This is a genomic window from Petrotoga sibirica DSM 13575, from assembly GCF_002924625.1.
GTDB lineage: Bacteria > Thermotogota > Thermotogae > Petrotogales > Petrotogaceae > Petrotoga > Petrotoga sibirica.
This window is the reverse complement of sequence record NZ_JAHC01000003.1, coordinates 1-25,228: the sequence shown is the minus strand read 5'-3', so window position 1 is coordinate 25,228 and position 25,228 is coordinate 1. Positions and strand designations below refer to the sequence as shown.

20 protein-coding genes are annotated in these 25,228 nt (G+C 34.0%); 1 reads left to right on the top strand and 19 read right to left on the bottom strand.

Going from position 1 to position 25,228, the window contains the following annotated elements; translation table 11 throughout:
* Positions 1-1,703 (bottom strand): methyl-accepting chemotaxis protein (locus AA80_RS10195; RefSeq protein ID WP_244903558.1); only part of this gene is annotated, 1,703 nt, incomplete at its 3' end.
* 302 nt (positions 1,704-2,005) lie between these two features.
* Between AA80_RS10195 and AA80_RS00660 the strand changes: the two genes are divergently transcribed.
* Positions 2,006-2,497 carry a ferritin gene (locus AA80_RS00660; protein WP_103875952.1) on the top strand — a complete coding sequence of 164 codons (492 nt, stop codon included), beginning with the start codon at positions 2,006-2,008 and terminating at the stop codon, positions 2,495-2,497.
* Between the two features lie 40 nt (positions 2,498-2,537).
* Here the strand turns inward: AA80_RS00660 and bcp are convergent, their stop codons facing one another.
* The 18 genes from bcp to AA80_RS00575 form a co-directional block, all read right to left on the bottom strand.
* Positions 2,538-3,026, bottom strand: coding sequence for a thioredoxin-dependent thiol peroxidase (bcp, locus tag AA80_RS00655; protein WP_103875951.1), 489 nt, complete (start codon positions 3,024-3,026; stop codon positions 2,538-2,540).
* Positions 3,027-3,045: 19 nt separating this feature from the next.
* On the bottom strand, positions 3,046-3,810 hold the full coding sequence (locus AA80_RS00650; RefSeq protein ID WP_103875950.1) for a hypothetical protein: 765 nt from the start codon (positions 3,808-3,810) through the stop codon (positions 3,046-3,048).
* A 187-nt stretch (positions 3,811-3,997) separates the two neighbouring features.
* On the bottom strand, positions 3,998-5,464 hold the full coding sequence (locus AA80_RS00645; RefSeq protein WP_255396806.1) for a rhamnulokinase: 1,467 nt from the start codon (positions 5,462-5,464) through the stop codon (positions 3,998-4,000).
* 18 nt (positions 5,465-5,482) lie between these two features.
* Complete coding sequence (locus tag AA80_RS00640) at positions 5,483-6,901, bottom strand: FAD-binding oxidoreductase (protein WP_103875948.1); 1,419 nt, start codon at positions 6,899-6,901, stop codon at positions 5,483-5,485.
* Positions 6,894-7,895: an electron transfer flavoprotein subunit alpha/FixB family protein gene (locus tag AA80_RS00635; protein WP_103875947.1), complete on the bottom strand. Its 1,002-nt coding sequence runs from the start codon at positions 7,893-7,895 to the stop codon at positions 6,894-6,896. The genes AA80_RS00640 and AA80_RS00635 overlap by 8 nt, the downstream gene beginning before the upstream one ends.
* A complete protein-coding gene (locus AA80_RS00630; protein WP_103875946.1) occupies positions 7,892-8,683 on the bottom strand; it encodes an electron transfer flavoprotein subunit beta/FixA family protein in 792 nt (263 codons plus the stop codon). Before AA80_RS00630 ends, AA80_RS00635 begins: the two co-directional genes overlap by 4 nt.
* A 16-nt stretch (positions 8,684-8,699) precedes the next feature.
* Positions 8,700-9,986 (bottom strand): nickel-dependent lactate racemase family protein, encoded by a 1,287-nt coding sequence (locus AA80_RS00625; RefSeq protein ID WP_103875945.1) that lies wholly within the window; start codon positions 9,984-9,986, stop codon positions 8,700-8,702.
* Between the two features lie 27 nt (positions 9,987-10,013).
* Positions 10,014-11,462 carry an aldehyde dehydrogenase gene (gene aldA / locus AA80_RS00620; protein WP_103875944.1) on the bottom strand — a complete coding sequence of 483 codons (1,449 nt, stop codon included), beginning with the start codon at positions 11,460-11,462 and terminating at the stop codon, positions 10,014-10,016.
* An 83-nt stretch (positions 11,463-11,545) separates the two neighbouring features.
* The gene (locus AA80_RS00615; protein WP_103875943.1) at positions 11,546-14,659 is read right to left on the bottom strand and encodes a hypothetical protein; all 3,114 of its coding nucleotides are present in this window, start codon (positions 14,657-14,659) and stop codon (positions 11,546-11,548) included.
* A gap of 13 nt (positions 14,660-14,672) precedes the next feature.
* Positions 14,673-17,357: an alpha-L-rhamnosidase gene (locus AA80_RS00610; RefSeq protein ID WP_103875942.1), complete on the bottom strand. Its 2,685-nt coding sequence runs from the start codon at positions 17,355-17,357 to the stop codon at positions 14,673-14,675.
* Between the two features lie 13 nt (positions 17,358-17,370).
* The gene (locus tag AA80_RS00605; protein WP_103875941.1) at positions 17,371-18,384 is read right to left on the bottom strand and encodes an ABC transporter ATP-binding protein; all 1,014 of its coding nucleotides are present in this window, start codon (positions 18,382-18,384) and stop codon (positions 17,371-17,373) included.
* Positions 18,353-19,375 (bottom strand): ABC transporter ATP-binding protein, encoded by a 1,023-nt coding sequence (locus AA80_RS00600; protein ID WP_103875940.1) that lies wholly within the window; start codon positions 19,373-19,375, stop codon positions 18,353-18,355. Before AA80_RS00600 ends, AA80_RS00605 begins: the two co-directional genes overlap by 32 nt.
* On the bottom strand, positions 19,372-20,262 hold the full coding sequence (locus tag AA80_RS00595) for an ABC transporter permease (protein ID WP_103875939.1): 891 nt from the start codon (positions 20,260-20,262) through the stop codon (positions 19,372-19,374). The genes AA80_RS00600 and AA80_RS00595 overlap by 4 nt, the downstream gene beginning before the upstream one ends.
* 7 nt (positions 20,263-20,269) lie before the next feature.
* The gene (locus AA80_RS10325) at positions 20,270-20,524 is read right to left on the bottom strand and encodes an ABC transporter permease subunit (RefSeq protein ID WP_199177793.1); all 255 of its coding nucleotides are present in this window, start codon (positions 20,522-20,524) and stop codon (positions 20,270-20,272) included.
* The gene (locus tag AA80_RS10320) at positions 20,514-21,275 is read right to left on the bottom strand and encodes an ABC transporter permease (protein ID WP_199177792.1); all 762 of its coding nucleotides are present in this window, start codon (positions 21,273-21,275) and stop codon (positions 20,514-20,516) included. Before AA80_RS10320 ends, AA80_RS10325 begins: the two co-directional genes overlap by 11 nt.
* A 108-nt stretch (positions 21,276-21,383) precedes the next feature.
* The gene (locus tag AA80_RS00585; RefSeq protein ID WP_103875953.1) at positions 21,384-23,195 is read right to left on the bottom strand and encodes an ABC transporter substrate-binding protein; all 1,812 of its coding nucleotides are present in this window, start codon (positions 23,193-23,195) and stop codon (positions 21,384-21,386) included.
* A 102-nt stretch (positions 23,196-23,297) separates the two neighbouring features.
* Positions 23,298-24,452, bottom strand: coding sequence for an L-rhamnose isomerase (gene rhaI, locus AA80_RS00580; RefSeq protein ID WP_103875938.1), 1,155 nt, complete (start codon positions 24,450-24,452; stop codon positions 23,298-23,300).
* Positions 24,449-25,093: a class II aldolase/adducin family protein gene (locus AA80_RS00575; protein WP_103875937.1), complete on the bottom strand. Its 645-nt coding sequence runs from the start codon at positions 25,091-25,093 to the stop codon at positions 24,449-24,451. The genes rhaI and AA80_RS00575 overlap by 4 nt, the downstream gene beginning before the upstream one ends.
* Between the last annotated feature and the right edge of the window lie 135 nt (positions 25,094-25,228).

Here is a 25,228-nt window from a genome sequence, read left to right as displayed (position 1 = left end):
CTTTCTACCGCTTCTTTCACAGCTTGACTTATGCTTTCTATCGTTTTGCTTCCTTCTTCTGCAGCTTTACTTGTTTCATCTGCTTCTTCACTTAGCCTTTGCGCGTCTTGGGATACACCTTGTGCCGCCCTTGCTACTTCGTCTACCCCTGACGTTACTTCTTCTACGTTTCCTGCCGTTTCTTCCGTGCTTGTTTGTATCTTGTCCATCTGGTTTTTGAGTTCTTCTGAGTTCTTTCTGCTTTCTTGTGATGATTGCGTTAGACTTTCTGATGCGTTTTCTACTTTGTCTGATGCCTGCTTTATTGACCCCATGGATCTTCTTAGTTCTTTACTCATTTCTGATAGAGCGTTGGCCATCTGTCCAATCTCGTCTTTGCTTTTACTTTCAAAGTTTACCGTTAGGTCTCCTTCTGAAAGCTTTTCAACGGCATTTGTTAATCGTTCAATTCTGTTTCCGAATTGTTTTCTAAACAAATAAGAAACAACAATAATGATAACGATTAGAATTAACAGTATAAACGTAACGTTTCTGATGATTTTATTCAAGCCTAAATCTAATTCAAAATCTACTTGTTTCGGCGATAATGAAGGTAGTTCAAAAAATGCTTGTAAAGGAATGTTAACTGATGTCTCTAATGTTTGGAATCCTTTAGCAATTTGAAGGTATATGCCGTCAAAATCATCTATTTGAAAATAAAAGCTTCTCAACTGTTTTTTGATTATTTCTTCGGTGATAAATTGCTCATTTAATTTACTTTGGTTTAAAGAAACCTCCTCTTCTGGTAGATTTGAATAAATAACCTTATACTCTTTATCGAATAAGGTTATGTATGCATCTAGAAGTTTCGATATTTCCAACAATTTCTGATTATCGAACTCTTCTAATATTACTAAAAACCCATTTACAGTATTTGTAGCAATAGGATCAACAATGGGAAAAATTCCGATAAAATAAGGCGTAGAATCGAAAGACTTACTTTTTATGACTGGAGTCAAATAACCAATGTCTAGAATTGTTTTAAATTGGTTATTTAAAAAGTCTTCAATATTCAACTCTTTTGTATATTCATATCCTTGTAAATACGTTTCAGCCTTTTTTTGTACTTTATACGAAGCATTTTTTGAACTTATTTCCAAACCACTTCCACGCGTATTAGGAGTGTTCATGATCCAAAGTTGAATGCCGTTGTACTGTTGAGATGTTACGTAAGGTTCAAGTAAACTGTATCTTTCAATCAAAGAAATAGAATTTGAAGCGGTTTTCTCTTGAATACCTGGAATAGAAGCTATCATTTTTCCTGATTTCTCAAGTGATTTTTTTTGGGTATCTATGAAATTGATGAAAACGTGACTTAAGGTTTCTAAAGAATTATCAAAAGAATCTGTATAATTTTTTTCTAACTGTTCGGAAAATTGTGCCTCAATTATTTCTATTTGATTTGATAAATAATCGTTGTATTGGTTTAGTTGTTCTTGAATTAAAGAGTTATATTTATTAATTTGATGTAAATAATCCTGATTTAAAGACTCAATCAAGGCAGATACTTGTGCCTCGTTTTGTTCAGAACTTTGTTGAATAGCATTGGTAATGTATATCACAAAAAAAACACTTGGGATGAGAGCGAAAAGAATCAACATAATTCCTATCTTGTTACCGAATTTGTTAAACCAATAAACTTTGGATAAGCCCAATTTTTTCATATGGATTCCCCCTTCATGGAAGCGTTTTCTTTAAAATTATACCATATCAGAAAAAATCAGTAAACTAAACTAATATAAAAAGTGAATCCCTCTATTTAATTAAAGTATTAATTAATGTAATGTTTTGATAAATGAAAAAATTATAAGTTATAATTTACTTAGTTTTAGAGACTTTAGGAATAGCTAAATTTCAAAAATATGATTTTGATTGTAAAAGGATTATAAGGACAATTGCCTGTTTTGAAGAAAGTTTTATAGTTTCTAAAGAAAGCATACTTAAAATCACAAGGAGGAATAAGCATATGAAATTAGAAGATAAGATGTTAAATGCCCTTAATGAACAAATAAACAAAGAAATTTTTTCCGCGTACCTCTATTATTCGATGGCGGCATATTTTGATTCACTGAATTTAGAAGGATTTGCTAAGTGGATGAAAGTCCAAGCGAAGGAAGAGCTTACTCACGCACAGAAGTTGTATGATTATATTTACGACAAAGGCGGTGTAGTAGAATTAGATAGTATTGACAAACCAAAGAAAGGATGGGAGAGCCCCCTAGAAGCCTTCAAAGATGCATATGAACATGAGATTTCGGTTACACAATCTATCGACAAGTTGGTTGACTTAGCAAAAGAGTTAAACGATCACGCAACTCAAAACTTTCTCCAATGGTTTGTAAACGAACAAGTTGAAGAGGAAGCTAATACAAAGAAGATTGTAGATACTTTGCAAATGATCGGTGAAAGCAAAACCGCTTTGTTCATGTACAATGGCCAACTAGGTAGTAGGCAGTAGAATAATTCAATAAAATAGACTATTATAAACAACAGGGAGTTTACTCCCTGTTGTTTGATAGTTCTTTCAAGCTTTCCAATACCTCTAAAACATGATCTTTCACCCTTACATTTTCCCATACTTTTTTAATTATTCCATTTGGATCCATCAGGATTGTTGATCTGACAACTCCCCAATTTTCTTTACCATAATTCTTTTTTAGTTGCCAAACGCCAAATTTTTCAAGAATGGAATGTTCAGGGTCACTTAGCAAAATCACTTTTAAATTGTGTTTTTCTTTAAATTTTGCATGTTTTTCTACAGTATCGGGACTTACCCCCACTATTTGGCAATTATATTTTTTAAAATCTTCTAAGTAGTTTGAAAAACCAACTGCTTCTTTAGTACAACCAGGAGTGTTATCTCGCGGATAAAAATAGAGCACAAGCCACTTTCCAATAAAATCCTTGCTATTAATCTGATTACCATCAACATCTTTAAGTGAAAACTCTGGGATTTTATCACCTATTCCAAAATTTAGATATCTCATTTTAAACACCTTTCTTTTTTTAAAAGGCGAATCCTCCACCACCTATTCTAAAAGTGATATATGGACCTGTGGGTCCAAAATTTGGTACTCCACCCATGTTTCTATCAGATAATTTCCATTCACTTACCCATTCCACAGGGGCATATGTGTACCCTACTGCTAAACCAATAGCCAAACCTCCGGCTGCCTTATCATTACTAAAAGATAATATGTAATCAGCATTTATTCCTACTTTAAAGATAGGAAATTCGGTAGAAAAAGTATTTTCATTGAAAGTGGACAAATTGTCTTCAAAATCAGTAGAATCAGGGTTTTGAAAAATTTTCAAGGATATTTCACCACCACCAATACCTCCAAGAACATACATTCGAAAAGCTTGTTTAGAAAGAATCGAATAACCAACATTAAATGTTCCATAACCAATGTCGAGTTGTACTGTTTTTCCACCCGATTTCTCTTTAGTGGTTATACCATATCCTTCTCCTCCTATTATAATTCTTCCCATTACTCCATAACCGCCACCGCCGTTAACCAAAGCCACATCTTTTAATTCAGGAAGTCCAGCGGCTTTTAACTGTGTATTTAACTCTTCTACATCAAGCCACTGAGCACCAATATCTCCACCACCAAGTCCTCCATACTGACCGTTTTTTACTTCTTGTGAATACATTAAGCCTACTAAAAGAATAACCAATGTTATTAACCAACCAGGCTTTTTTATATTTTCACCTCCAACTTGTGATATCTTTTTGCATAATTCCACTACTTTGTTTTTAATATTCATTATTTAATAACTTTCTTGAGAAAGTTTTAGAACTCCTTTTTAAATTTTACCTACTGTCTTTGGAAACACAAAAACATTTGTTAGCGCCACTTCGGCCTAGTAGATCATGGTAGGTTTTGTCCCTGATCCCACTTCTTTCATATACAAAAAGCGGACAAGTGTTCGCCAATTAATCGTATTAATTATATCATTTTTTCTTTTTAAAAGAAATAAAAGCCTCTTTCCAGATATCATGTTCTTTTGGCTCAAAACATTGAAAGTCGAAAGATCTTTTTATTAAGTCCCGTGCTTCCTCAAAGTTTTTTACAAGTTCCAAGGCGTATAACTGAGAGACTAAGTTTCCTACGGCTGTTCCTTCAATAGGGCCAGTTAAAACAGTTAGCCCGGTTGCGTCTGCAATGAATTGACAAAATAATTTATTTCTGGTTCCCCCACCTACCGCATGAATCCTTTTAAAATCGATTTTCAATATATTTGATAGTTTTTCTTTAATTTCATTCACTTTGAAGGCAATCCCTTCCAATGCCGTTCTTATAACTTGAGATGTTTCATTCAAAACGGTATCATTATCTTTTATAGATTGTTGAATTATTGCCTGTATCATGTCTTGTGGGTTTTGTAAAGAAGGATCATCTACATTGATATAAGAAGAAAATGGTTTTGCATTCTGTGCCATTTCTGTAATTTTTTGATAAGTATCGCTGTTATCCGGCAAGTTAAGACTTTTTATAATACCTTGAATTAACCACATTCCTGTTACGTTTGCCAATATTCTAAAAGATCCATCCAAACAACCCTCTGCGGCTAAATTGTTTTCCATGAGTTCTTCGTTGTATGGGACCTCCTTGACAATAGCACCAGTCAAGCACCATGTTCCTAAGCTAATGAACAAGGTATCTGAAGGATCTGAAGCAATTGCGGCATAGGCGGATCCAGTATCATGACTGGCTGGAAGAATTACATCTATGTTTGAATTGTTATTTAAAACATCTTTTTTTATTTTACCAATTTTCGTACCTGCAGGGACTATTTCAGGTAATATATCAGGAATGTCAAACTTTTTTATTATTTCTTCGTCCCACTTTCTTTTTCTATGGTTATAAATCTGGGTAGTTGAAGCCATTGTGAAATCAATAGCTTTTTCACCTGTTAAAAAATAATTTAATAACGAAGGGATCATCAAAAGGTATTTTGATATTTTGACAAAATCTGGAGCGTATTTTTGGTAGGCTAATATTTGGTACAATGTATTGAATGGTTGAAACTGTGTTGGAGAGTGTTCATATATCCATTTCTTGCCAGCTTTTTCTATTGCCTCTTGCATTATATTCGTCTTAAACATATTTCTATAATGAATTGGATTGTTTATTAAATAACCATTTTCGTTTAAAAGTCCAAAGTCCACTCCCCAACTATCTATTCCTAAAGATAGTATCTTTTGATCATTTTTTTGAGCTATTTGAATGCTTTCAATTATATGATTATATAAATTCAAAATGTTCCAATAAGATATTCCATTTATTTCAACCGGGGAATTTGAAAAACGGTTTACTTCACTCAAAATAAGTTTGTCATTCTGAATGTTACCTGCCATTACTTTTCCACCTGACGCCCCGAGGTCAATAGCTAAGTGTAGATATTTCAAGATTATCACCTTTTCTTTAAGTATTTTTTAGAACAACTTCCCTGGGTTCATGATGTTATTAGGGTCAAATGCTTCTTTTACCTCTTGCATCCATTTGTACTGTTTTAGTTTTGTCTTTTTTAGTAACTCCTTTTTTATGAACCCTACTCCGTGTTCCCCGCTTATAGCTCCACCCATTTGGGAAGCTTTCATCGCTATTTTTTCAAGAATCTCTTCCGACATGGTTTTCCATTCATCCGGAGGCAGATTTTTTGGTTTTAATGGTGCAGGATGGAGGTTACCATCTGCTGCATGCCCTGCTACAGGGATATCTATTTTGAATTCGTTTGATACTTCGTTTATGTAATTCATAATTTCAGGTATCTTAGATGTTGGTACTACGACATCTCCAGTTGGTACATACGGATCTACAGCTTTTAAACTTTCCAACCAGTTCCTTCTCATACGCCATATCTTTTCAGAGTTACTCCTGTTATCTGCTATGAACACATCTTTTGCTCCGTTTTTTTGTAAGGCTTTTCCACCTTTTTCGTACAATTCTTCAATCTCTTGCAAGCTGGTTGCCTCGTATTGAACTATGAGATAAGATTCTACCTCGTCTTGGTAGGGTAATTTCATTCCAGTGTATTTTGAAGCATAGTAAATGGATTTCTTGTCTATGAATTCTATTCCTGAGGGTAGACTCTTTGTCTCGACCATTAATGGTGCTACATTGCTTATAGCCTTTTCTACACTTTCAAACGGAACCAGCAGGTCAACGACTTTTCCTGGCTGGGGTATGAGATTTACGTATATCTTTGTGAATATTCCGAGCGTTCCTTCTGAGCCAATGAAAAGTTGTAAAAGGTTGTAACCGCTTGAATCTTTTCTTCTTTTCCCCCCATATTCGACTATCTCACCGTTAGGCATTACTACCTCTAATCCCAATATATGGTGAGCTGTGTTTCCATATTTTATTACCTTACTTCCACCTGCATTGGTAGCAACGTTGCCTCCAATGAAACTTGTTTCTACACTCATGGGATATCCTGCATAGTATAATCCTTTTTCTGATACCATTCTACATAGATCGTTCGTGACTACACCTGGTTCAACCACAGCGACTAAGTTTTCTGAATCTATTTCTATTATTCTGTTCATTCTCTCAAGGGATATTACTATTCCTCCAAATATTGGTATATCAGCCCCAGCCAACCCACTGCCAGCTCCTCGCGGTGTTATAGGGATCATTTCGTCGTTTGCCAGTTTTATTATTTGGGATATTTGCTCTTTGGTTTCTGGTTTTACTACAACATCTGGCATGTGTGCGTAATACTCTCCACCTGATTCATCGTTGGAGTAGCTTTTTAGACTTTCGGTATCATCGTATATCAATAGTGCATCGTTTTTTAATATTTTTCTCAATTTTTCAACGGTATTGGTAGTTACCTTTCTGTATTCACTCATTTTGATCACCTGATTTTATTTCTTTTTCTAACAACGGTAGTATATCCAAAGCATCACATACAATTCCAAGATCAGATACCTTGAAAATCTGTGCCTCTGGATCTTTGTTTATCGCTATAATATATTTAGATGACGACATTCCAGCTAAGTGCTGTACCGCACCAGATATTCCTATCGCTATGTACAGTTTTGGGCTAACGGTTTTTCCGGAAAGTCCCACTTGGTGAGAGTAGTCTATCCACCCCATATCTACTACCGCCCTAGTCGCCCCAACTGCGCCCTTTAATTTTTTTGATAGATTTTGTAAGTATTTGAAATTCTCAGGCTTTTTTAAACCTTTACCCCCAGCTACGATTACATCGGCTTGTTGAAGTGGTTGTACGCTAGTTTCGTCTTTTTTAAATTCTATCCACCTATATTTTGATCGAAAGAGTTCTTCTCCATATTCTATTTTTGTTATTTTTCCTTTTTTGTTTTGGTCTTTAGCTAAAGGTAGTTTCGATTTAGGTCTTACCGTAGCCATCTGTGGTTTTGTTATAGTTTTTATCTTTGCCATCACGTTTCCACCTATAGCAGGCCTTATTTGTATCAATGATCTCGTTTTTTCTTCTATTTCAAAATCTGTACAATCTGCTGTTAAACCCGTATTTAATTTTGCAGCAAGAGCAGGCATGAGAGTTCTTCCCCTTGTAGTTGCAGATGCTAGTATTATTTCAGGTTTAAAATCTTCTACCATTTTATTCAGTATGTTTGTGTGTACATCTGGATAGAAATGTTCTAGTTTTTCATCTTCAACATAGTATACGTTGTCAGCCCCATATTGAATAAGACTATCCAAATTCTCCACTTTGTTTGATATTACTACACTTGATAGTTCAACGTTCAATTTTGTGGCTAAGTCCTTTCCCCATGATAGCAATTCGTACGATACCGTTTCTATTTTTCCATCATTTATCTCCGCTATCGTCCATACGCCTTTGTATTCTTGGTTCATGATATCACGCCTTTTTCTTTTAGAAAGTTTGTTATTTTTTCTACGGCTTCTCGTGGAGTTTTTACTACTACTTTTTCACCATTTCTTGATATCTTTGGATAGAATACCTTTACAACCCTTGTTGGAGATCCTTTAAGTCCTATCTTTTCTTCCTCTATTTTTAACTCTTGATTACTCATTATTCTTATAATACTTCTCTTAGCTTTTAGTTTGTTTTCTAAATTCGGTAATCTGGGTTCGTTTATTTCCTTTACAACTGTTATTAAAGCTGGTAACTCGGTTTGAATAATTTCGTTCCCGCCTTCTATAGCCCTTTGAACGGTTATCGTGTCGTTAGTTATGTTAATTATTTTGTTGACATAGGTTAGTATAGGAATATCTAATTGTGTGCCAACAGATGGTCCTACTTGACCTGTTTCCCCGTCTGTTGCCCTTTCACCGGCGAATATTATGTCGTAATGTTTGTCTTTTAAATATTGACTCAACGTATAAGCGGTTGCTAATGTGTCAGCACCGGCAAACCTTCTATCGGTTAGCAATACTCCTTCATCACATCCCATGGATATAGCTTCTTTTATTGCATATTCTGCTGAAGAAGGCCCCATCGTTACTACCGTTATCTTAGTTTGTGGTGTATTTTCTTTTATTCTCACTGCTTCTTCGACTGCGTACATGTCCAATGGGTTGAGTTCGGATTCTAATTCACTTCTTATCATTGTTCCCGTTTCCTCGTCTATCTGTACCTTGTCAGTGGAAGGTACTTGTTTGACTAATATGCATATTTCCATGAAACATAGCTCCTTTTCAATTTTTTATCTTTCCAACAACGTAAGGCCCTTGAGGAATTAAAGATATCTTGGCACGGTGTCCCTTTAATTTTAAAGCGTTTTTTAATCCTCCTTCTAAACTGCTGATTTTATTTGAAAAAGTATACGTGTACTCTTCTTCATCTAACGATGACAACATGAAAATGTTTTTCGTTTTCTCTAATACTTGAGTTAACTTTTGCACTTCCCATTGATCGCTTTTGAAAGTTTCTGACGAATCATGGTTTTTTAAAAATTCTTTTATTCCCTTCTCTTTTACTTCTAAAAGGAATTCTTTAAATTCTTTCTTTCCGATGCCTTTTTCGCATTTTGAAGCCATTATTATTACTCCATCAGGTTTTAAAATCTCTGAAGCTTCAACTAAACCTTTAATGGTTTGATAAAAGTTCTGGTCTAAAGGATATCCCCCATTTGAGGTTATCACTATATCCACAGGTTCTTTAATTTTCACTATTGAATCATATGCTACCATATTACAACCTACTTCGTGAGCTTGAAAGATATCACCTGCATAAATCCCATTCACTTCTTTTTTCCCGTTTAAAGAAACGTTTACTATGAAATCACATCCAGCCATCAAAGCCACTTCTCTGGCGATCTTATCGACAGGATTATTTTCTAACTGACAGCTTTTTGAATGTGGATCTCCCATTGCCTGAACACCATGAAATACTTTCAAGGTTTCAATGCCAACGATTCCTGGGCAGATTGACTTTCTTCCCCCTGAATATCCTGCCATAAAATGGGGTTCTATTAAACCTGTACAGATCTTTAAGTCCGCTTCTAAATATTTTTTATTCACAATAGCGGGGCAACCAGAAGAAGTTTCCCCAATCTTTTTCAATTGAGTATAATCGTATGCATCGTGATTAATTATTTTTATATTTTCATCCAAAACTTCTTTACCAACTAATTCTTCAAACATACTTTCTGGGAGTGGTTCATGTGAACCATTTGCGATCAAAATTGTTATATTCTCCTTTTTAATGCCAGCAAACCTCAAATCAAAGATTATATAGGGCAAAATAAGAGAATTTGGTACGGGTCTTGTGGTATCCGAAATAACTATGCAACAGTCTTTTTTCCTTTTAGCCAAGGTTGAAAGAGAGGGGGTGCCAAAAGGAGAACTCAACGCTTTCATCATCTCAATGTCAAAAGCACTCCACACGCCCTTAGCTTCCGGCTTTTTTAATAAAGAAACATTTAAGTTTTCATCTAAATCTAATTTTTTTACTTCTTTACCATATGGAATTTTAACTCTCATTTTTTCACACCTTCAAAATTATAAAAATCATTTCTTGTTAGTATTGTATTGAATATACAATACATGTGTGTTTAGAAATTCCTCTAAACCATGTTTTCCATCGTCTCCACCGATACCAGATTTTCTCCAGCCAGCGTGAAAGCCTTGCATAGCTTCAAAATTTTCTCTATTTACATAAGTCTCACCAAACTTTATTTCATTTGCCGCTCTCATCATAACGTCTAGGTTCTGAGTGTAAATAGACGATGTTAAACCATACTCACAGTCATTTGCATATTCAATGGCTTGATCAAGATCCTTGAAAGTAACGATGGGAAGTACTGGACCAAAAACTTCTTTTTGAATTATTTCCATATCTTGAGTACAATTGGCTAAAACTGTAGCTTTGTAATAGTATCCTTTTTCAAATTTACTGTCTTCTCCTCCTGTTAACAGTTTTGCCCCTTGATCTATAGCTCTTTTAACGAATCCTTTAACAGATTCAAGAGCGTTCTTGTTGATCAAAGGTCCCATCTCTATATTGGTTTCTTTTAAAGGAACACCGTATTTTGTGTCTTCCATTGCTATAGTCATTTTTTCAATAAATTCATCTGCTACCTTTTCATGCACGTATACCCTTTCGGCACAGTTGCAAACTTGTCCTGTATTTATTACCCTTGATTGTTTTATATATTTTACCGCATCATCTATGTTGGCATCATCCATAACTATTGCAGGAGCTTTTCCTCCCAACTCTAAAGATACTTTTGTGATGTTTTTTGAAGCTAATGCCATTATTTTTGAACCTGCTTCAACACTTCCAGTAAAACTTACCATTCCGACTTTTGGATTGGAAGCTAACTCTTCACCAACAACTGAACCTCTACCTGTTATCAAATTGAAAACACCTTTTGGTAAGTCGCTTTCTGCAACTATCTTTGCGAACTCAAAGGCGTTGTTTGGAGTATCGGAACTTGGTTTTACAACTATAGTATTTCCTGTAATCAACGCTGGGGCCATTTTTCTGGCAATTAAGAAAAAAGGAAAATTCCATGGAAGTATCCCCGCAACTACACCAATTGGCGCTTTATATAGGAAAATATTTTCATTTGGTTTGTCGCTTGGGATGATCTCTCCTTCAATTCTTCTAGCCCATTCAGCCATGTAGTCGATGTAATCCGTAGTGAAATTTATCTCAGTTTCTGCTAAACTTCTAATTTTACCTTGTTCTTCCATTAATATTTCTGTTAACATCTTAGCGTTTTTTCTTATGCCATCTGCGATCTTTTTTAAATATTTTGCCCTTTCTATAGCTGGCAATTTTTCCCATTTCTTTTGAGCTTCATATGCTGCATCTATAGCTTTTTTAGTTTCTTCAATCGTTGCTTCAGGAACCTCGGAGATTACTTCTTCGTTGGCTGGATTTATTACCTTTATCATTTTACCAGAAGATGACTCAACAAATTCACCGTTTAAAAACAGTTTGTATCTTCTCATTTGTAATACCTCCTCTATAAAATTTTGCCTTGTGACACTTTTTTAAAATCATTTTGTTTCTAAGATGTCAATGAAATGATGATTTAGTCTTTACTTGTTTTAATTATTAATTTGGGAGAGATTAGAATTCCCATAGGTTTAAGTCTGTATTCATATGACCATTGATTCCCCGTTGTTCTCCAAGCATCTGGATCAAACCAAGAATAGGTTTCATCGCAGTTATGTATGGTTCCAAAAGCATTTATTCTATTTCCATAAGCGGTAATGTCTATTGTATGCTTTCCTTTTGAGAGTTTACCTAATGCTAATGTATAAGGAGCGAAAGCAATCTTTCCTTTTTCATAGCCATCTACTGATACTGAGAGCAAAGCAGTTCTAAAATGTGGGACTTCTAGTTCTGCAAATCCTTCTTCTTCACATTCAATTGTACAATGATAAGTTATATTACCAGCATAAAAGGGAAGCCCTTGATTAGCCCAATCTCCAAATGATAGTTCTTTTTTAGGTTCAACAATTTTTACATGTTTTCCCCTAACTTCTACACCAAAGTCTCCTAATAAATAATTCCATTCAATATTTGTTTTAGAAATGAAAGGTATTTCAAGTATAATTTCTGAAAATCCCTTTGGTAAATTTGGTATCTGAACCTTTTTTATACATTTATCTACAAACCAACCCGAAAGTTTAGATTCTACTTTTTTACCGTTAACAATAATTTTTGTGTTTTCCGGGTTTTCTAAAGCCAATAATGGATCGTTTACTTCTATTTTGGATTCTATTGTGTACTTTAATTTCAGCAAGTGTTCATATGGTTCTTCTTCTTTGTTAGTCCATGGTTGAGCGACTTTCTTTTTTCTAAATGGATATCCTAAAAGTTCTCTAACCTTGTTGTCTATTCTTAATATCTCTTCTTTTGATTGCCATTCACCGTTGTCAAATGAATATTCCGCCATATCAAGCACAACAACATTCGGTTCTGATAATGAGTAAAAAACCGGTTCTTCTATTTGAATTTCTTTCATAGGTGACAATGTGTTTTTCTTTTGTTCTTTTTTACGTGGTTGGAAGGGTTTTAATTCTAACAATAAGCTATCATGTGGATAAAAATCGTGCTTTATCATGGTTGTTCCATTTTTTATTTCAGCCTCACACTGTTTTGTTTCTGCATTTACGGTATCATAGATAACAGGATCCCATATTCCTTTAATTATGATAGATATTTTTTCTTTTTGTGCAATATCAGAATTTTTCATTTTATATACATGCGAGATGAACAGGCATCTTTTGTCTTCTTCACACCTCAGTTGTAAAAATAGGTTATCAGAAGGCATACCATCTTCTTTGAATATTTCTATATCCTTGTACTGTTTGAGTTCTTGTAACAATGCACTTTTGGAAAATGGTATAATTAATGATTTTTTAGCCAATTCTTTAACTCTATCAGTTTCAAATGCATCCACAAATTTTGGAGGTTCTGAAAGGAATATTATTTTTCCACCAGATTTCTGAAACATATAAAGCCTTTCCAAGGTCGTTTTTCTAAGGGTTTCACAACCAGGAACTATTATAACTTCGTAATTCATCTTACCAACTTGGAAGGTATCTTTTTCTTGAACTTCTGACAAAGAAGGTAATAACGATTCAGATATAAAATCAAAATCTATGAGACCGAAAAGCAACCATTCTATGATATTTTTAAAATTTGTCTCCAATTCTTCTCTTTTAGTAGCGGTCTTATCTTTTGGTCCCCAGTGTAACCAATAAGACTCGATTGGATGTATTACCCCTACCCTTACTACAGGCTTGCCTCTTGTTAAAACGGTATTTAAACGAGAAAAATGATTTTCAATTAGAGAATATTCTTTGTACCAAGGAATTTGGTATCCAATGCTGGGGGGATAATCCCTTTTAGCTTCTCCTTCCATAGAATACCATGTGAGATGATGAACCCTCACGGTAACTCCCAAAGCAGCTTGCCAATCTCCTGCCAGTTTGTAACCTCTGAAATCAAAATCCCAGTTGGTAACACCATATATCTCACTTAAGACACCTTCTCTACCATATTGATGTGCAGCACTTTGAGCTTGCTTTGCTGTAGAAAATTCTCTCCAATCGCATAACATGTCTATCCCAGGAAGTTGAAAAGATCTGTACGATCTCATAGCTTCGCCAACAGCAGCTGTTTGAGATTCTAGAGTAGGTTCTTCCATTAAATGACCTGTTAACATAATCTCGTGCTTTTCACACCAATTTCCTATCGTATCAGCAAATGCTGATACAAAACGTTCTGTTAAGTGATCATGGTACCTATATCTAACAACTGAAACTTGATCATTCGGTAATTCCCATATCAGTTCGGGAAGATGGTCTATTAAACTTTCGTTGTAGGTATTATAATAACTTTCTTCTAAATCATCTGTGAATGGAAGAATTACCTCCTTCTTTTCATCTGAAAATGGTAAGCAACTTTTTTTGGCAAATTGAGGTTCGTCAGTAAAAATAGCAGGAATAGATTTACCAAAATCTTTTCCTAATTCTTTGTAATATTTTTCGTGAGTTATATCTAAAAACCTTAGAATTGCATGTTTATCTAGTGTATTAACATATGATTGATTGTTAAACCAAGGATCATCTGTAGCTATTTCAAGATAAGCCCACCATACATCTGAACCATTTCTCACTTTACCGTTGTCTTTTAATCTCTTATAATGAACTAAATAGCCGTTTTTTAAAGATATTTCATACTTTCCAAGAAGTTTTCTTTTTTTACCTTCTATTTTGTCTCCTAGAGCGGTTGGATGAGTGACAGTTTTCTCTAAATCATCATATTCAAAAGGGGTAAAAACGAGAAAGCGTTGCCTATACCCGTCATCTTTTGTAACGTATCCACCCGCAAATCCTGACGGCCAGCGGTCCTCGTCGTATAGCCAACAAAGCATCTTCTCTTTTTTTGCTTTCTCGTTGCAAAAGTTTACTAGATTCATAAATTCGTTACTTAGGTAATTTACTGCTAAACCAGTTCTTGAATGAATATGAAAACCACCCATCCCCATTAATTTAAAAGCACCTATTTGTTCACTCAATTCATTAGGATTCAGCTTTGAATTCCATGCCCAAAAAGGTGCGCCTCTATATTCACTAGGTGGATCTTTAAAAAGCTCCTCTGTTAATTTTTCCATTTTCTTAGGATACAACATTATGGATTCTCCTTTATTTCTTTTCTAATTCAAAGTAATATTGACCACTACCTAAATTTAAGATTATATTTTCTTCATTATACTCTTTTAGTTTAATACTATTTCTTTCTTTAAAATCTTTAATTTGTTCGTTGTCGAACAATAATTCTCTTTCTTCTTTCAAGTTAAATTCATTCCATAATTTGGGGATAAATACATCAGCTTCCGTTCCAAAAGGTATTACTACTGAGAGTTTAAATAAATTTTCTCCCTTTTCCCATGAAACCTGAAATTCGCCTATTATTGTTTTAATTTTAGCTGAGGCAAATCTTTCTTCTCCAACTAAATGTGGTTTGATTCTAGCTTTTTTCCAGCCATCTTTGTCTAAAGATATTCCAGCCAAATATTTGTAAAAAAAGGTATCTACAGAACCTAACATAATATGATTTTGTGAGTTCATTCCTCCAGCTTCTAACTTTTCCCACCTCTCCCAAACGGTTGTTGCGCCTTCTTTAATCATGTATCCCCAGCTTGGATAGCTTTCTTGGGTTGCTATTCTAAAGGCGAGGTCTGAGTATCCATTTTCACTTAGCACATCGAATAAATACCTTGTTCCCACTATTCCTGTATCTAGATGAGAATCCTGATGCTCCACAATATTGTTTATCAATTTCTCTAAAATAAATTCTTTTTTATCATTCGGAACCATGTTATAGTATAAAGGAAGAATTTGAGATGTTTGAGAAATTAATCGATCTACCGGTCCAAACATTCTACTTTCGTAACCATAATCTTTAAGAAAGTAGTCATTAAAAGATTTTTTAATGTTTTCAGATAATTCAAAGTAATGTTGAGCATCTTTTTCTTTTCCTAAAACCTCAGCAATTTTCGAAAAGAGGTAAACGTCATTGTAGTAGTACCATGTTGAAGTAAACTCTACAGGGGTCTTTTTAGGAGATATAGTTCCTGGAGGGCACCAATCACCAAATTTGCCCAATTTTTTTAGCAAATTGTTTTCACTACTCTTATGTAAAAACTCTACGTACTTTTTCATAGATTCGTAGTGATCTGACAAAACTTTTTCATTTTTATAGTATTTATACAAGTACCAAGCTATCGTTATGTAAGCTGTTCCCCATGCGGGATCTGCAGGATAAAGTTTTATATAGGCAGGTACAACATCAGAAATTGAGCCATCCTCTTTTTGTGATAATTTTATCTCTTGAAGATAATTTTCATAAAAAAGGCTCATATCAAAATTGTATATTGCTTCTTCCGCAGATAATTGTGCATCTCCCATCCATCCAAATCTTTCGTCTCGCTGAGGGCAATCTGTGGGAATACTATGTAGGTTACTCAATTGTCCCCACAATATATTTTTATGGATTTTATTTATAAGTTCATTTGAACAGTAAAAATCACCAACCTTTTCTACATCTGAATGAACAAAACGACCTTCTATATTTTCTATTGTAGGAACAAATGGGGATCCGCTTACTTCCACATATCTAAAACCATGGTAAGTGAATCGTGGTTCGTAGCTTTCTTTACCTTCACCTTTTAGGATATACGTATCTGTAGCTTCAGCTTTACGAATTGTATTAGTTTTTAAAGAGCCATCTTCATTGACTAGTTCGCTATGTCTTAGTTTTAATTGCGCACCTTTAGGACCAGATACACTAATTTTTACCCAACCTGTAAAGTTCTGACCAAAATCATATACAAATACTCCTGGTTTTAGAGAGTAAATTTTTTTGGGCTTGAGAATTTTTGTGACCCTAATTGGTGGCATATTTTGATACCTCAAATTTGGGCCTTTTGTAATTTCTACTTCTTCCCAATTTGAAGCATCAAAATGGTAAGTGTTCCAACCTGGCATTTCTAATGTTCGATTGTATTTTTCACCGTAATATATTCCATTTTCCTGTAAAGGTCCATGAGATGAAGCCCAACTTTCATCACTTAATATATATTCTTTTTCTCCATTTACATATTCGACCAATATTTGAATTATAAGTTTTGGTTTCGAATATCCAAATTGTTCCAAATGCCTTCCGTTACCTAAAATCACCCCTACACAATTCTGCCCCGTAAGAAAAGAGATAATATTGTAGACATTAAACAAAGCTTCTTTGGAATATTCTGATTGTCCAGGATCAAGAACATTATTCCCTACTTTTTCTCCATTTAAATAAAGTTCGTAGAACCCTAACCCACTGATATATGCTCTAGCACTCTGTATCTCATTTTTAATTTCAAATGTTTTTCTAAAATATGCAGCATGGTAGTGCTTGAATTTTTCTATGCTAAAATCACCTGCAGAATAGAAGGTTTTTAAATCTCTTTTTGTGATCCATTTTGCTTTCCAATCGCTTTTACTCAAAGGTCCAGTTTCAAAAAAAGATACTTTACTCCAAGTGCTTTCCTCTCCTTTTTCATCCCATATTTTAACTTTCCAGTAATATCTTTTGAAACTTTCCAATTCTTCACCGCTATAGTAGCAGTAATTATCTTCACTTTCAATTTTGTGAGTATCCCATATATTTCCTTCACCTTGTTCAATGAGTTGTTGAGATGATGATATTAAAACTCGATAGGCACTTTGTTTTTTCCTTTTTTCACTGGTTTCAACTACCCACGACAGCCTGGGCCTTGTATCTTTTAAAGCTAACGGATTTGCTGAATAATTTACTTTTGTACTAGCAATATAAAAATTCATTTTTTAACCTCCTCTAAGTTAAACTATTTAAATTAGTTTTTGTTTTGTCTTTTTCATTTTCATATAAGAAACATTTTACCCATCTATCTTCTAACCTGATTTCTTTGGGGTTTTTTTCTTTGCATACATCCATAACAAAAGGACATCGTTGAGCAAATTTACATCCTTGTAAATTATATTCTTCTACTTCAAAAGAAGCTTTTTTTACTTTTTTTCTTTTATATTTTTTTGGTATAGGTTCCAATATTGAATCTTTTAATAGTTTTGTGTATGGGTGAAGTGGATTAGTTAAAACATTTTCAACACCTCCTCTTTCTATGATTTGACCTCTCAACATTATAGCTATATAATCACTAATGTAATAAGCGGTAGCTAAATCGTGTGTAATATAAACTATATTTATACCGAATTCATCTTTTAAATCTTTAAACAGATTGACTATACTCATTTTTAAAGATGCATCAACCATTGAAACGGGTTCGTCAGCTATTAATAACTTTGGTGAAGGAATCAATGCTCTAGCAACAGATATCCTTTGTAGTTGTCCTCCAGAAAATTCGTTTGGATATTTTCCCTCGACTTCTTCATATGATAATCCTACTTTTTCTAAACTACTTTGAACTAATTTCTTGATTTTTCTTGTATTGTTTTCTTCCACATCATCACAATATTTGATAGCGGTAGTGTTCAAATATGAAATAACGGTTCTTAATGGGTTAAAAGTTTCAAAAGGATTTTGGAATATTGGTTGAACATTTCTTAAATAATTTTTTCTCTCGTGTTTTTGCATAGTCACTATATTTTTACCATTGAATATTATTTTTCCTTTTGTAACATCTTCAACTCCTAGAATAAGTTTTGCTAATGTAGATTTACCACTACCGCTCTCTCCGGCTAAAGTAAAAATAAATGGCTTATCCAAATCAAAATCTAAATTAATGTCTTTGACAGCTTCTACATAAGTTCTGCTAAGATAGCTACCCACTTTGAAAATTTTAGATATATGTTTTAGCATTAATTTGCTCATGATAAGTGTCTTCACCTCCATGTAAAAAACATGCAACGGCATGGTCTTCGGTTTTCCATTTCAATCTTGGATTCTTCCTTGAACATATAGGTAAAGCAATTGGACATCTTTCATGAAACGGGCAACCTTCTGAAAGATTTAATAATGAGGGAGGTTTCCCAGGAGCAGCTTCTCTAACTTTTTTGTCTCCTATTATAGGTAAAGAATTTATTAAAAACTTTGTATAAGGATGAAGAGGATTTTCAAAAATCGTTTCAGTTTTACCTATTTCTACTATTTGCCCCGCATACATTATCATTATTCTGGCACAGATATTCGCATGTATCGATAAATCATGGCTAACCAATATCATAGTATTTTTTTCTTCTTCATGTATCTCACTCAAAAGATCGATAATATCCCGCTGCATAACTACGTCTAAAGCTGTAGTGGGTTCGTCTGCAATAACTATTTTTGGTTTAAAAATTGTAGCAAGGGCAATAGCAACTCTCTGTCTCATTCCACCGGATAGTTGATGGGAGTAAGAGTTTTTGACTCTTAAAGGTAACTTTAAACTCTCTAATCTTTCATCCACAATTCTTTCGAATTTATTTTCATCTAAATCTTCATGAGATTTAGCGAAATCAAAGAAAATTTTCTTTATTTTTCTGATGGGGTTTAATATACTCATAGACCCTTGTGGAATGTAAGAAACAACATTCCACCTTAATTTAGTCTTTTCATCTTCTTCTAATTTCACGATATCATAGTATTTATTGTTTAGATTGTATTTAATTTCTCCTCCGAATACTTTTAGAGGGGGGTCTATTATTCCCATTAAGGTATTTAATAAAGTGGTTTTTCCACAACCTGATTCTCCTGCAATTCCTACAATTTCATCATCAAATATATCAAAAGTGACATTGTTAACTGCTTTTACTACTACTGTGACGTCAAGAATGTTAGATATATAAAAGGATTTTAAATTTTTAACACTTATAATTGGATTCATACTTTCACCGCCTGTTTTTTAGAAACTTTGATTCTTTGTATGCGAGTAGTAGGATCCAAATAATTTTGTAAGCTAACAGATAAAAGATACAATCCAAAAATTGCTATAATTAAAAATATAACAGGAAATACCCACCACCACCACCACCATAGTCCTCTGTACATTGCGTTATAATAGTTAGCCCAATAGATCATTGTTCCTATAGTAGGGATTTCTAAATCAAAGAGACCCAAAACGGATAAGGTAGTTTCCATTCCTATAGCCCATATTATTCCACTTATTATGTCAACAATTATGTATGGAATCAAAAAAGGCATATATTCTTTTATAATGATTTCTATATCACCCATCCCAGAGAATTTAGCATTTTGAGTAAATTCTCTTTCTCTTAAAGACAACATTTGAGCTCTATACCTTTTGGAAGGCCATCCCCAATCAAGTATAGCTAAAATAAATCCCATACTTAACGGATTTAATTGTTGTCTAAAAGTAAAAGAAATTAATATTAATAAAGGCAACCTTGGAATAACAATAAAGCTTTCTGCTACTACAGAAATAATTCCATCTGTTTTTCCACCTCTGTAACCACCGAAAGTACCAAGAAATATGGCTAATATTCTTGAAAAAAAAGCTGAAATTAGGCCTATTAAAAGTGATGTTGGAAGAGCTTTTGTTAAAGTTAAAAAAGTGTCTTGCCCTAAGGATGTTGTACCCATTAAATGAGTTAATGTTGGAGGTTTGTCTTTTGGTAAAAGAAAATACTGTGAAGGATCGTAAGATGAAAATGCACCTATTAATATCATCACAAAAATAATAGATAATAAGATAAATGCGAATAATAAATTTTTATCCAATTTTATGAAATTTATAAAAGATTTTAATTTCATAATTTACTCAACCCCTCCTTATTCTTGGATCTAAAAGTGGATAATTTAAATCTAAAATTAGTGCAGCAGTTGCGATAGCAATAATAGATAGAGTTACTATACCCATTAGTGTATTGTAATCTCCTTGCAAAATGGCACTTTGAAGAACTTGACCAATCCCAGGGTAAGAGAATACTATTTCTACGATTAAAGACCCACTGAAGATCGTACCTAAAGATAAAGCAAGATCGGTTACTTGAGGAAGAGCACTATTAGAAATCAAATAAAAAAAATCTAGTTTGTTTTGGGACCCCACCGATTTTTGCATATCTCATAAAATCTGAGGAAAGAAGGTTTGAAACTAAACTCTTTTGACTTAGTGCCCTCCATCCAAGCGAAACTAAAACAATAGAAAGAGCAGGAAGAAAAGAATGTTTAACAACTTCCCCTAAAAAAGATAAACTGAACTGAGGTGTTGAACCTATTCCATAAGTCCCTGTTAAAGGAAAAATTGGAAACAAGTAAGAAAATAAAAAAAGCAATAACAAAGCTACAATGTAATGAGGTATGGGATATAAAAAAGTTACGAAACCTTCTAGGAACTTAGTCCATATTTTTTGGGAATTTAAACCTATAATAGTGCCAAGAATAATTCCTAACAGCCAAGCAATGAAAACTGCGGTTAAAAGCAAAAACATTGACCAAGGAAGTGAAGTCATTATAACATCCATTACTGGTACAGGGAACATTGTTAAAGAGGGCCCAAAATCACCTTTTAATATTCTTCCCCAAAATTCTACATATTGAATAAAAATCTTCTTTTCCGTTCCAAACATAGATTGCAACGTTTCTCTCATCTCGGTAACAGCTTCTGGATTCATGACCGAATATCCGCTCATTTTGTTTAAAACACTTTCTACTGGATCCACTGGTGAAAGTTTCGGTATGATAAAGGCAACGGTCACCCCTATAAAAATAACAATAAAATATTGAATTATTCTCGGAAGAAAATAGTTCAAAAACCCTTTTTTCATACTATTTTATATCACTCCTTCTATAATATGTAGGGATATAAAAACCCTCATTAAAAGGGGCTCCTTCAAAGGCAATTGATTCCAAAGGAGTCCCCTTGTTCTACTTATTTACTTATTTATGGGTTGTATATATGGAAGAGTAAATTTTCCTCCTATAAACCAGTAAAGAGGTTGTCCATAAGGATTTTCTGCTGTAGGGAAATTAGTCCAATATGTTCCATTAAATGTGATAAACTTTTTAAAGCTCGTAGTAGTTATAGTGTACTGATTTTCAACCCATGTTTTTAAATATTTCTGGGACAATTTCAACACCTTCTCCTCCTCCTCTGGTGGAGTTGCGCCTAATTCATCAATTATTGTATCAAGTTCTTTTGATTTTACTCTTATTGAGTTATCTGTTATTGCTGATTCACCTAGAGGGGTGTAATAACTTGAATGATATCCCTGAATGAAGGGCCATTTATCTATAAATCCACTGGCACCTCCTCCTAAGGTCCATATTGTAGTGATTTCAAAATCTCCTAAACCAGTACGAAGATAAAAAGGGTCCCTTTCTACTGATTCTACTTGGACCTCTATACCAAATTTTCGCCAATTATTAGCTGCCCATAAAGCTTGTGTGTAGGCGTCAACTTCATCTGGCGCAGCAATTATTGATATTTTCCATGAATCTCCGTTTGGAAGGAGCCATTTACCTTGTTTGTTTTTGGAAAAACCTTCACTAATAAGCAACTTTTCTGCTACATCTGGGGCATATTTCCACCAACCTATTCCCCACTGTTGGATAATTTTATCACGATCTTGTGGAACTTCATAACCTGCTTCTTTTGCCCATGCAGCTATTTCAAAAGGTATATTTTTATCAAATGGTTTAAAGGTTTCATTTCCATTAACTTCAATTTCTAATTCTTCGAGCCAACTTAGCATTGGTATATGAAAATGCTCCATATGATAAGAGGTTGCTGGTTGAGGAATTGGATTAACCCTTACAACACCGCCCATATAATTTGTAACTAAATATACAATATCTAGAGAAAGAGTGAGTGCCCACCTAACATTTTTTAAGTTGTAAGGATATTTCTCTAAATTAAAGCCTAAGTCTCTTTGGTCAATTTCGTCAGGATAAGCCCATGGGAAATCTTGATACCAGGGTCTAATATTCGGATTTCTTAGATTCATTTCTTTAAAAGTTTCAGTATCTATATCCATAAATAGATCCAATTCGTTTCTTTCCATTGCCATTGCTTTAGCCGTAGAAGTATTGTAAAATACGCTCATTATATATTTTGGACCTGGTTCCCCAGTAACAATTCCCGGGGACGATCTTTCCCAATCTTCCCTTCTTTCATATAACGTCCAATAGCCAGTAGGATCGGTATCTTTTAAAGTATATTGGCCTAAAGAGATTGGAGGATAAAAATCATCTGTAAGAGGATCTTGTACATTCTTCCAATAGTGTTCTGGCATAATATATGCTGCGTCATAACGTGCTGTAAAATAGTACTGAAATCGAGGGTTAGGCTCTTTAAATATAAAAAGAACAGTGTAATCATCTAATTTTCTTACGTCATTTACATATTGCCTAAATTCTGAGCTCCACCTTAAGCCCGGGTTTTCCATCAAATAATTTACTGTAAATACAACATCATCCGCTGTAAATTCAACACCATCGCTCCAAAAAATTCCTTTTCGTAATTTAACTGTCATTTCTGTATAGTCATCATTATATATAGGTTCATTCTCTGCTAAGGCATTTATCCATTCTCCAGTATGTTGGTCCACGTACCATAATGTATCAAATAGTAATGTATGTCTAATATGGTTTGGAATACTGCTATTCCAAATGTTGTAATTATTAATATAAGCGTATCTTGATATTTGACTAATTGTTAAAGTTTCCTCACGAGGTACTACTCCCATTTGGGAAAAAACACTTAAAAAAACAACTAAACTCAAGACTACAATAATAATTTTTTTTCATAATTCACCTCTCCTTGAGATTTAACATAACTTTTCTAAATTTTAAAACTCTTCTCTTTCCTTCACCATCTTCCAGTACTCCTCACTCTCCTTTACGTACTTTACTGTATCTTCAGGTAATCCTTTTTCTTTTCTCACCTCCCTTAAGATTTCCCTTACATCTGTTTCGTATGCTTCTTTTAAAATCTCTTCTGCTTCTATAACGTCATGGTTTTCTTGGGCTTGCTTCAATTTTTCATAATCTACAAGTAAAGACTTTGCATAGGTGATTTGTAGATTATTTAAGGGCTGTACTACCGCAGGGATTTTTGGTTTTACATTGTGACTTTGGTCTAATACCAAGCTAATCTTTTGGTTTTGACTTTCTGCAGAAAGGTCAAAAAATTTGTTGAGCTCAACGAAGATCAGAAATAATTCATACGGATTGAGAGAGCCAACAGTTAAATCATCATCGGCGTATTTTCTTGAATTGAAGTGAAACCCACCTAACTTCTTTTTTTGAGATAACAAAGAAACTATAAATTCAATATTTGTTCCTTGTGAATGATGACCTAAATCAACAAGTACCTTCACATTTTCTCCTAATTCTTTTGACAACATATATGAAGTTCCCCAATCAAATAGTAATGTCGAATAAAAAGCAGGTTCAAAGAATTTATACTCTAAAAGCATAGTCATATCTTTTTCTAAATGTCTCGTGATTTGTTTTAATGAATCTTCCAGCAATTCAAAAGATTTATTGAAATCTATCTGTCCAGGATAATTAGAACCATCTGGGATCCACATGGATAAAATTTTTGAATCTGTTTGTTTCATAATTTCTATACATTCAAAAGTTTGATCAATAGCTTTTTGTCTTATTTTTAAGTTAGAATTACTCAGTGAACCAAATAGGTAGTCTTCGTCTTCAAAATAATTTGGATTGACTGCACCTATTTTTAATCCTTTTTCTTCTGCATACTCCTTTAAAGCCTTGTAATCTTCAACTTTGTCCCACGGTATATGTATTGCAACAGCAGATACGGAATCGGTTATTTTGTTTACAAATGCAGCGTCATCAATCTTTTCATAAACATTTCTGGCTTCACCAGGAATATGAAAAGCATGGAATCTTGTTCCGGATTTTCCAAATCCCCATGAAGGAACTTCTATTTTGAAATTTTTTATTTTTTCTTTTATCTCAGTTAACTCCATCATTGGCCCTCCTTGTTTCTTCTGAAAAATTCTTTGAAGGCAGTTATTTTTTCTTCTGGTATTTCATTCACTTTAGAATAGAGTTTAGAAACGAATGAAACTTGAGCGAGAAATTCTAAGGTTTCCAACTTTACATATGCTTCATTCATGTCTTTTCCTGCAACCGTAACACCGTGGTTTTGGAGAACGAATACCCGAGATCCCTTTTCTAAACCTTCGTTAAAAGCATCCGCAAATTCCTGAGTACCTGGCATTTGATATGGTATATAGGTTATTGGATCCAATACTAAAGAAGATTCTGGAAGAGCGTTTATAGGTAATTTCTCAAAGGTTACTGCAAAAGAGGTAGCATACATTGGGTGAGCATGAATAACCGCGTTTACATCATTTGCTTTTTCGTATATTTTTATATGCATTTTTCTTTCTGAAGAAGGTTCTTTAAGTCCGTCGATTTTGTTCCCGTTTTTATCTATGGTGATGATATCTTTCTCTGTTAGAAAGTGTTTTATAGTCGACGTTGGAGTGATAAATATTTTGCCTCCATATTTTATACTCATATTTCCGCCCGTTCCATCCGTAAGTTTTCTGTCCCATACTAATTTCGCAAATTCTGCGACTTCTTTTTTTAATTCGGCTTCTATCATTTTGTAGCCTCCTGTCTTTTATTGATTTTCTCTTTAGAAATTCTGAAACTTACTTTAAAATATATATCTGGAATAAGAAAATATCTCCATCATTTTAAATTCCCCACAATCCCCTTTAGCGCCCCTTTGCCCCGC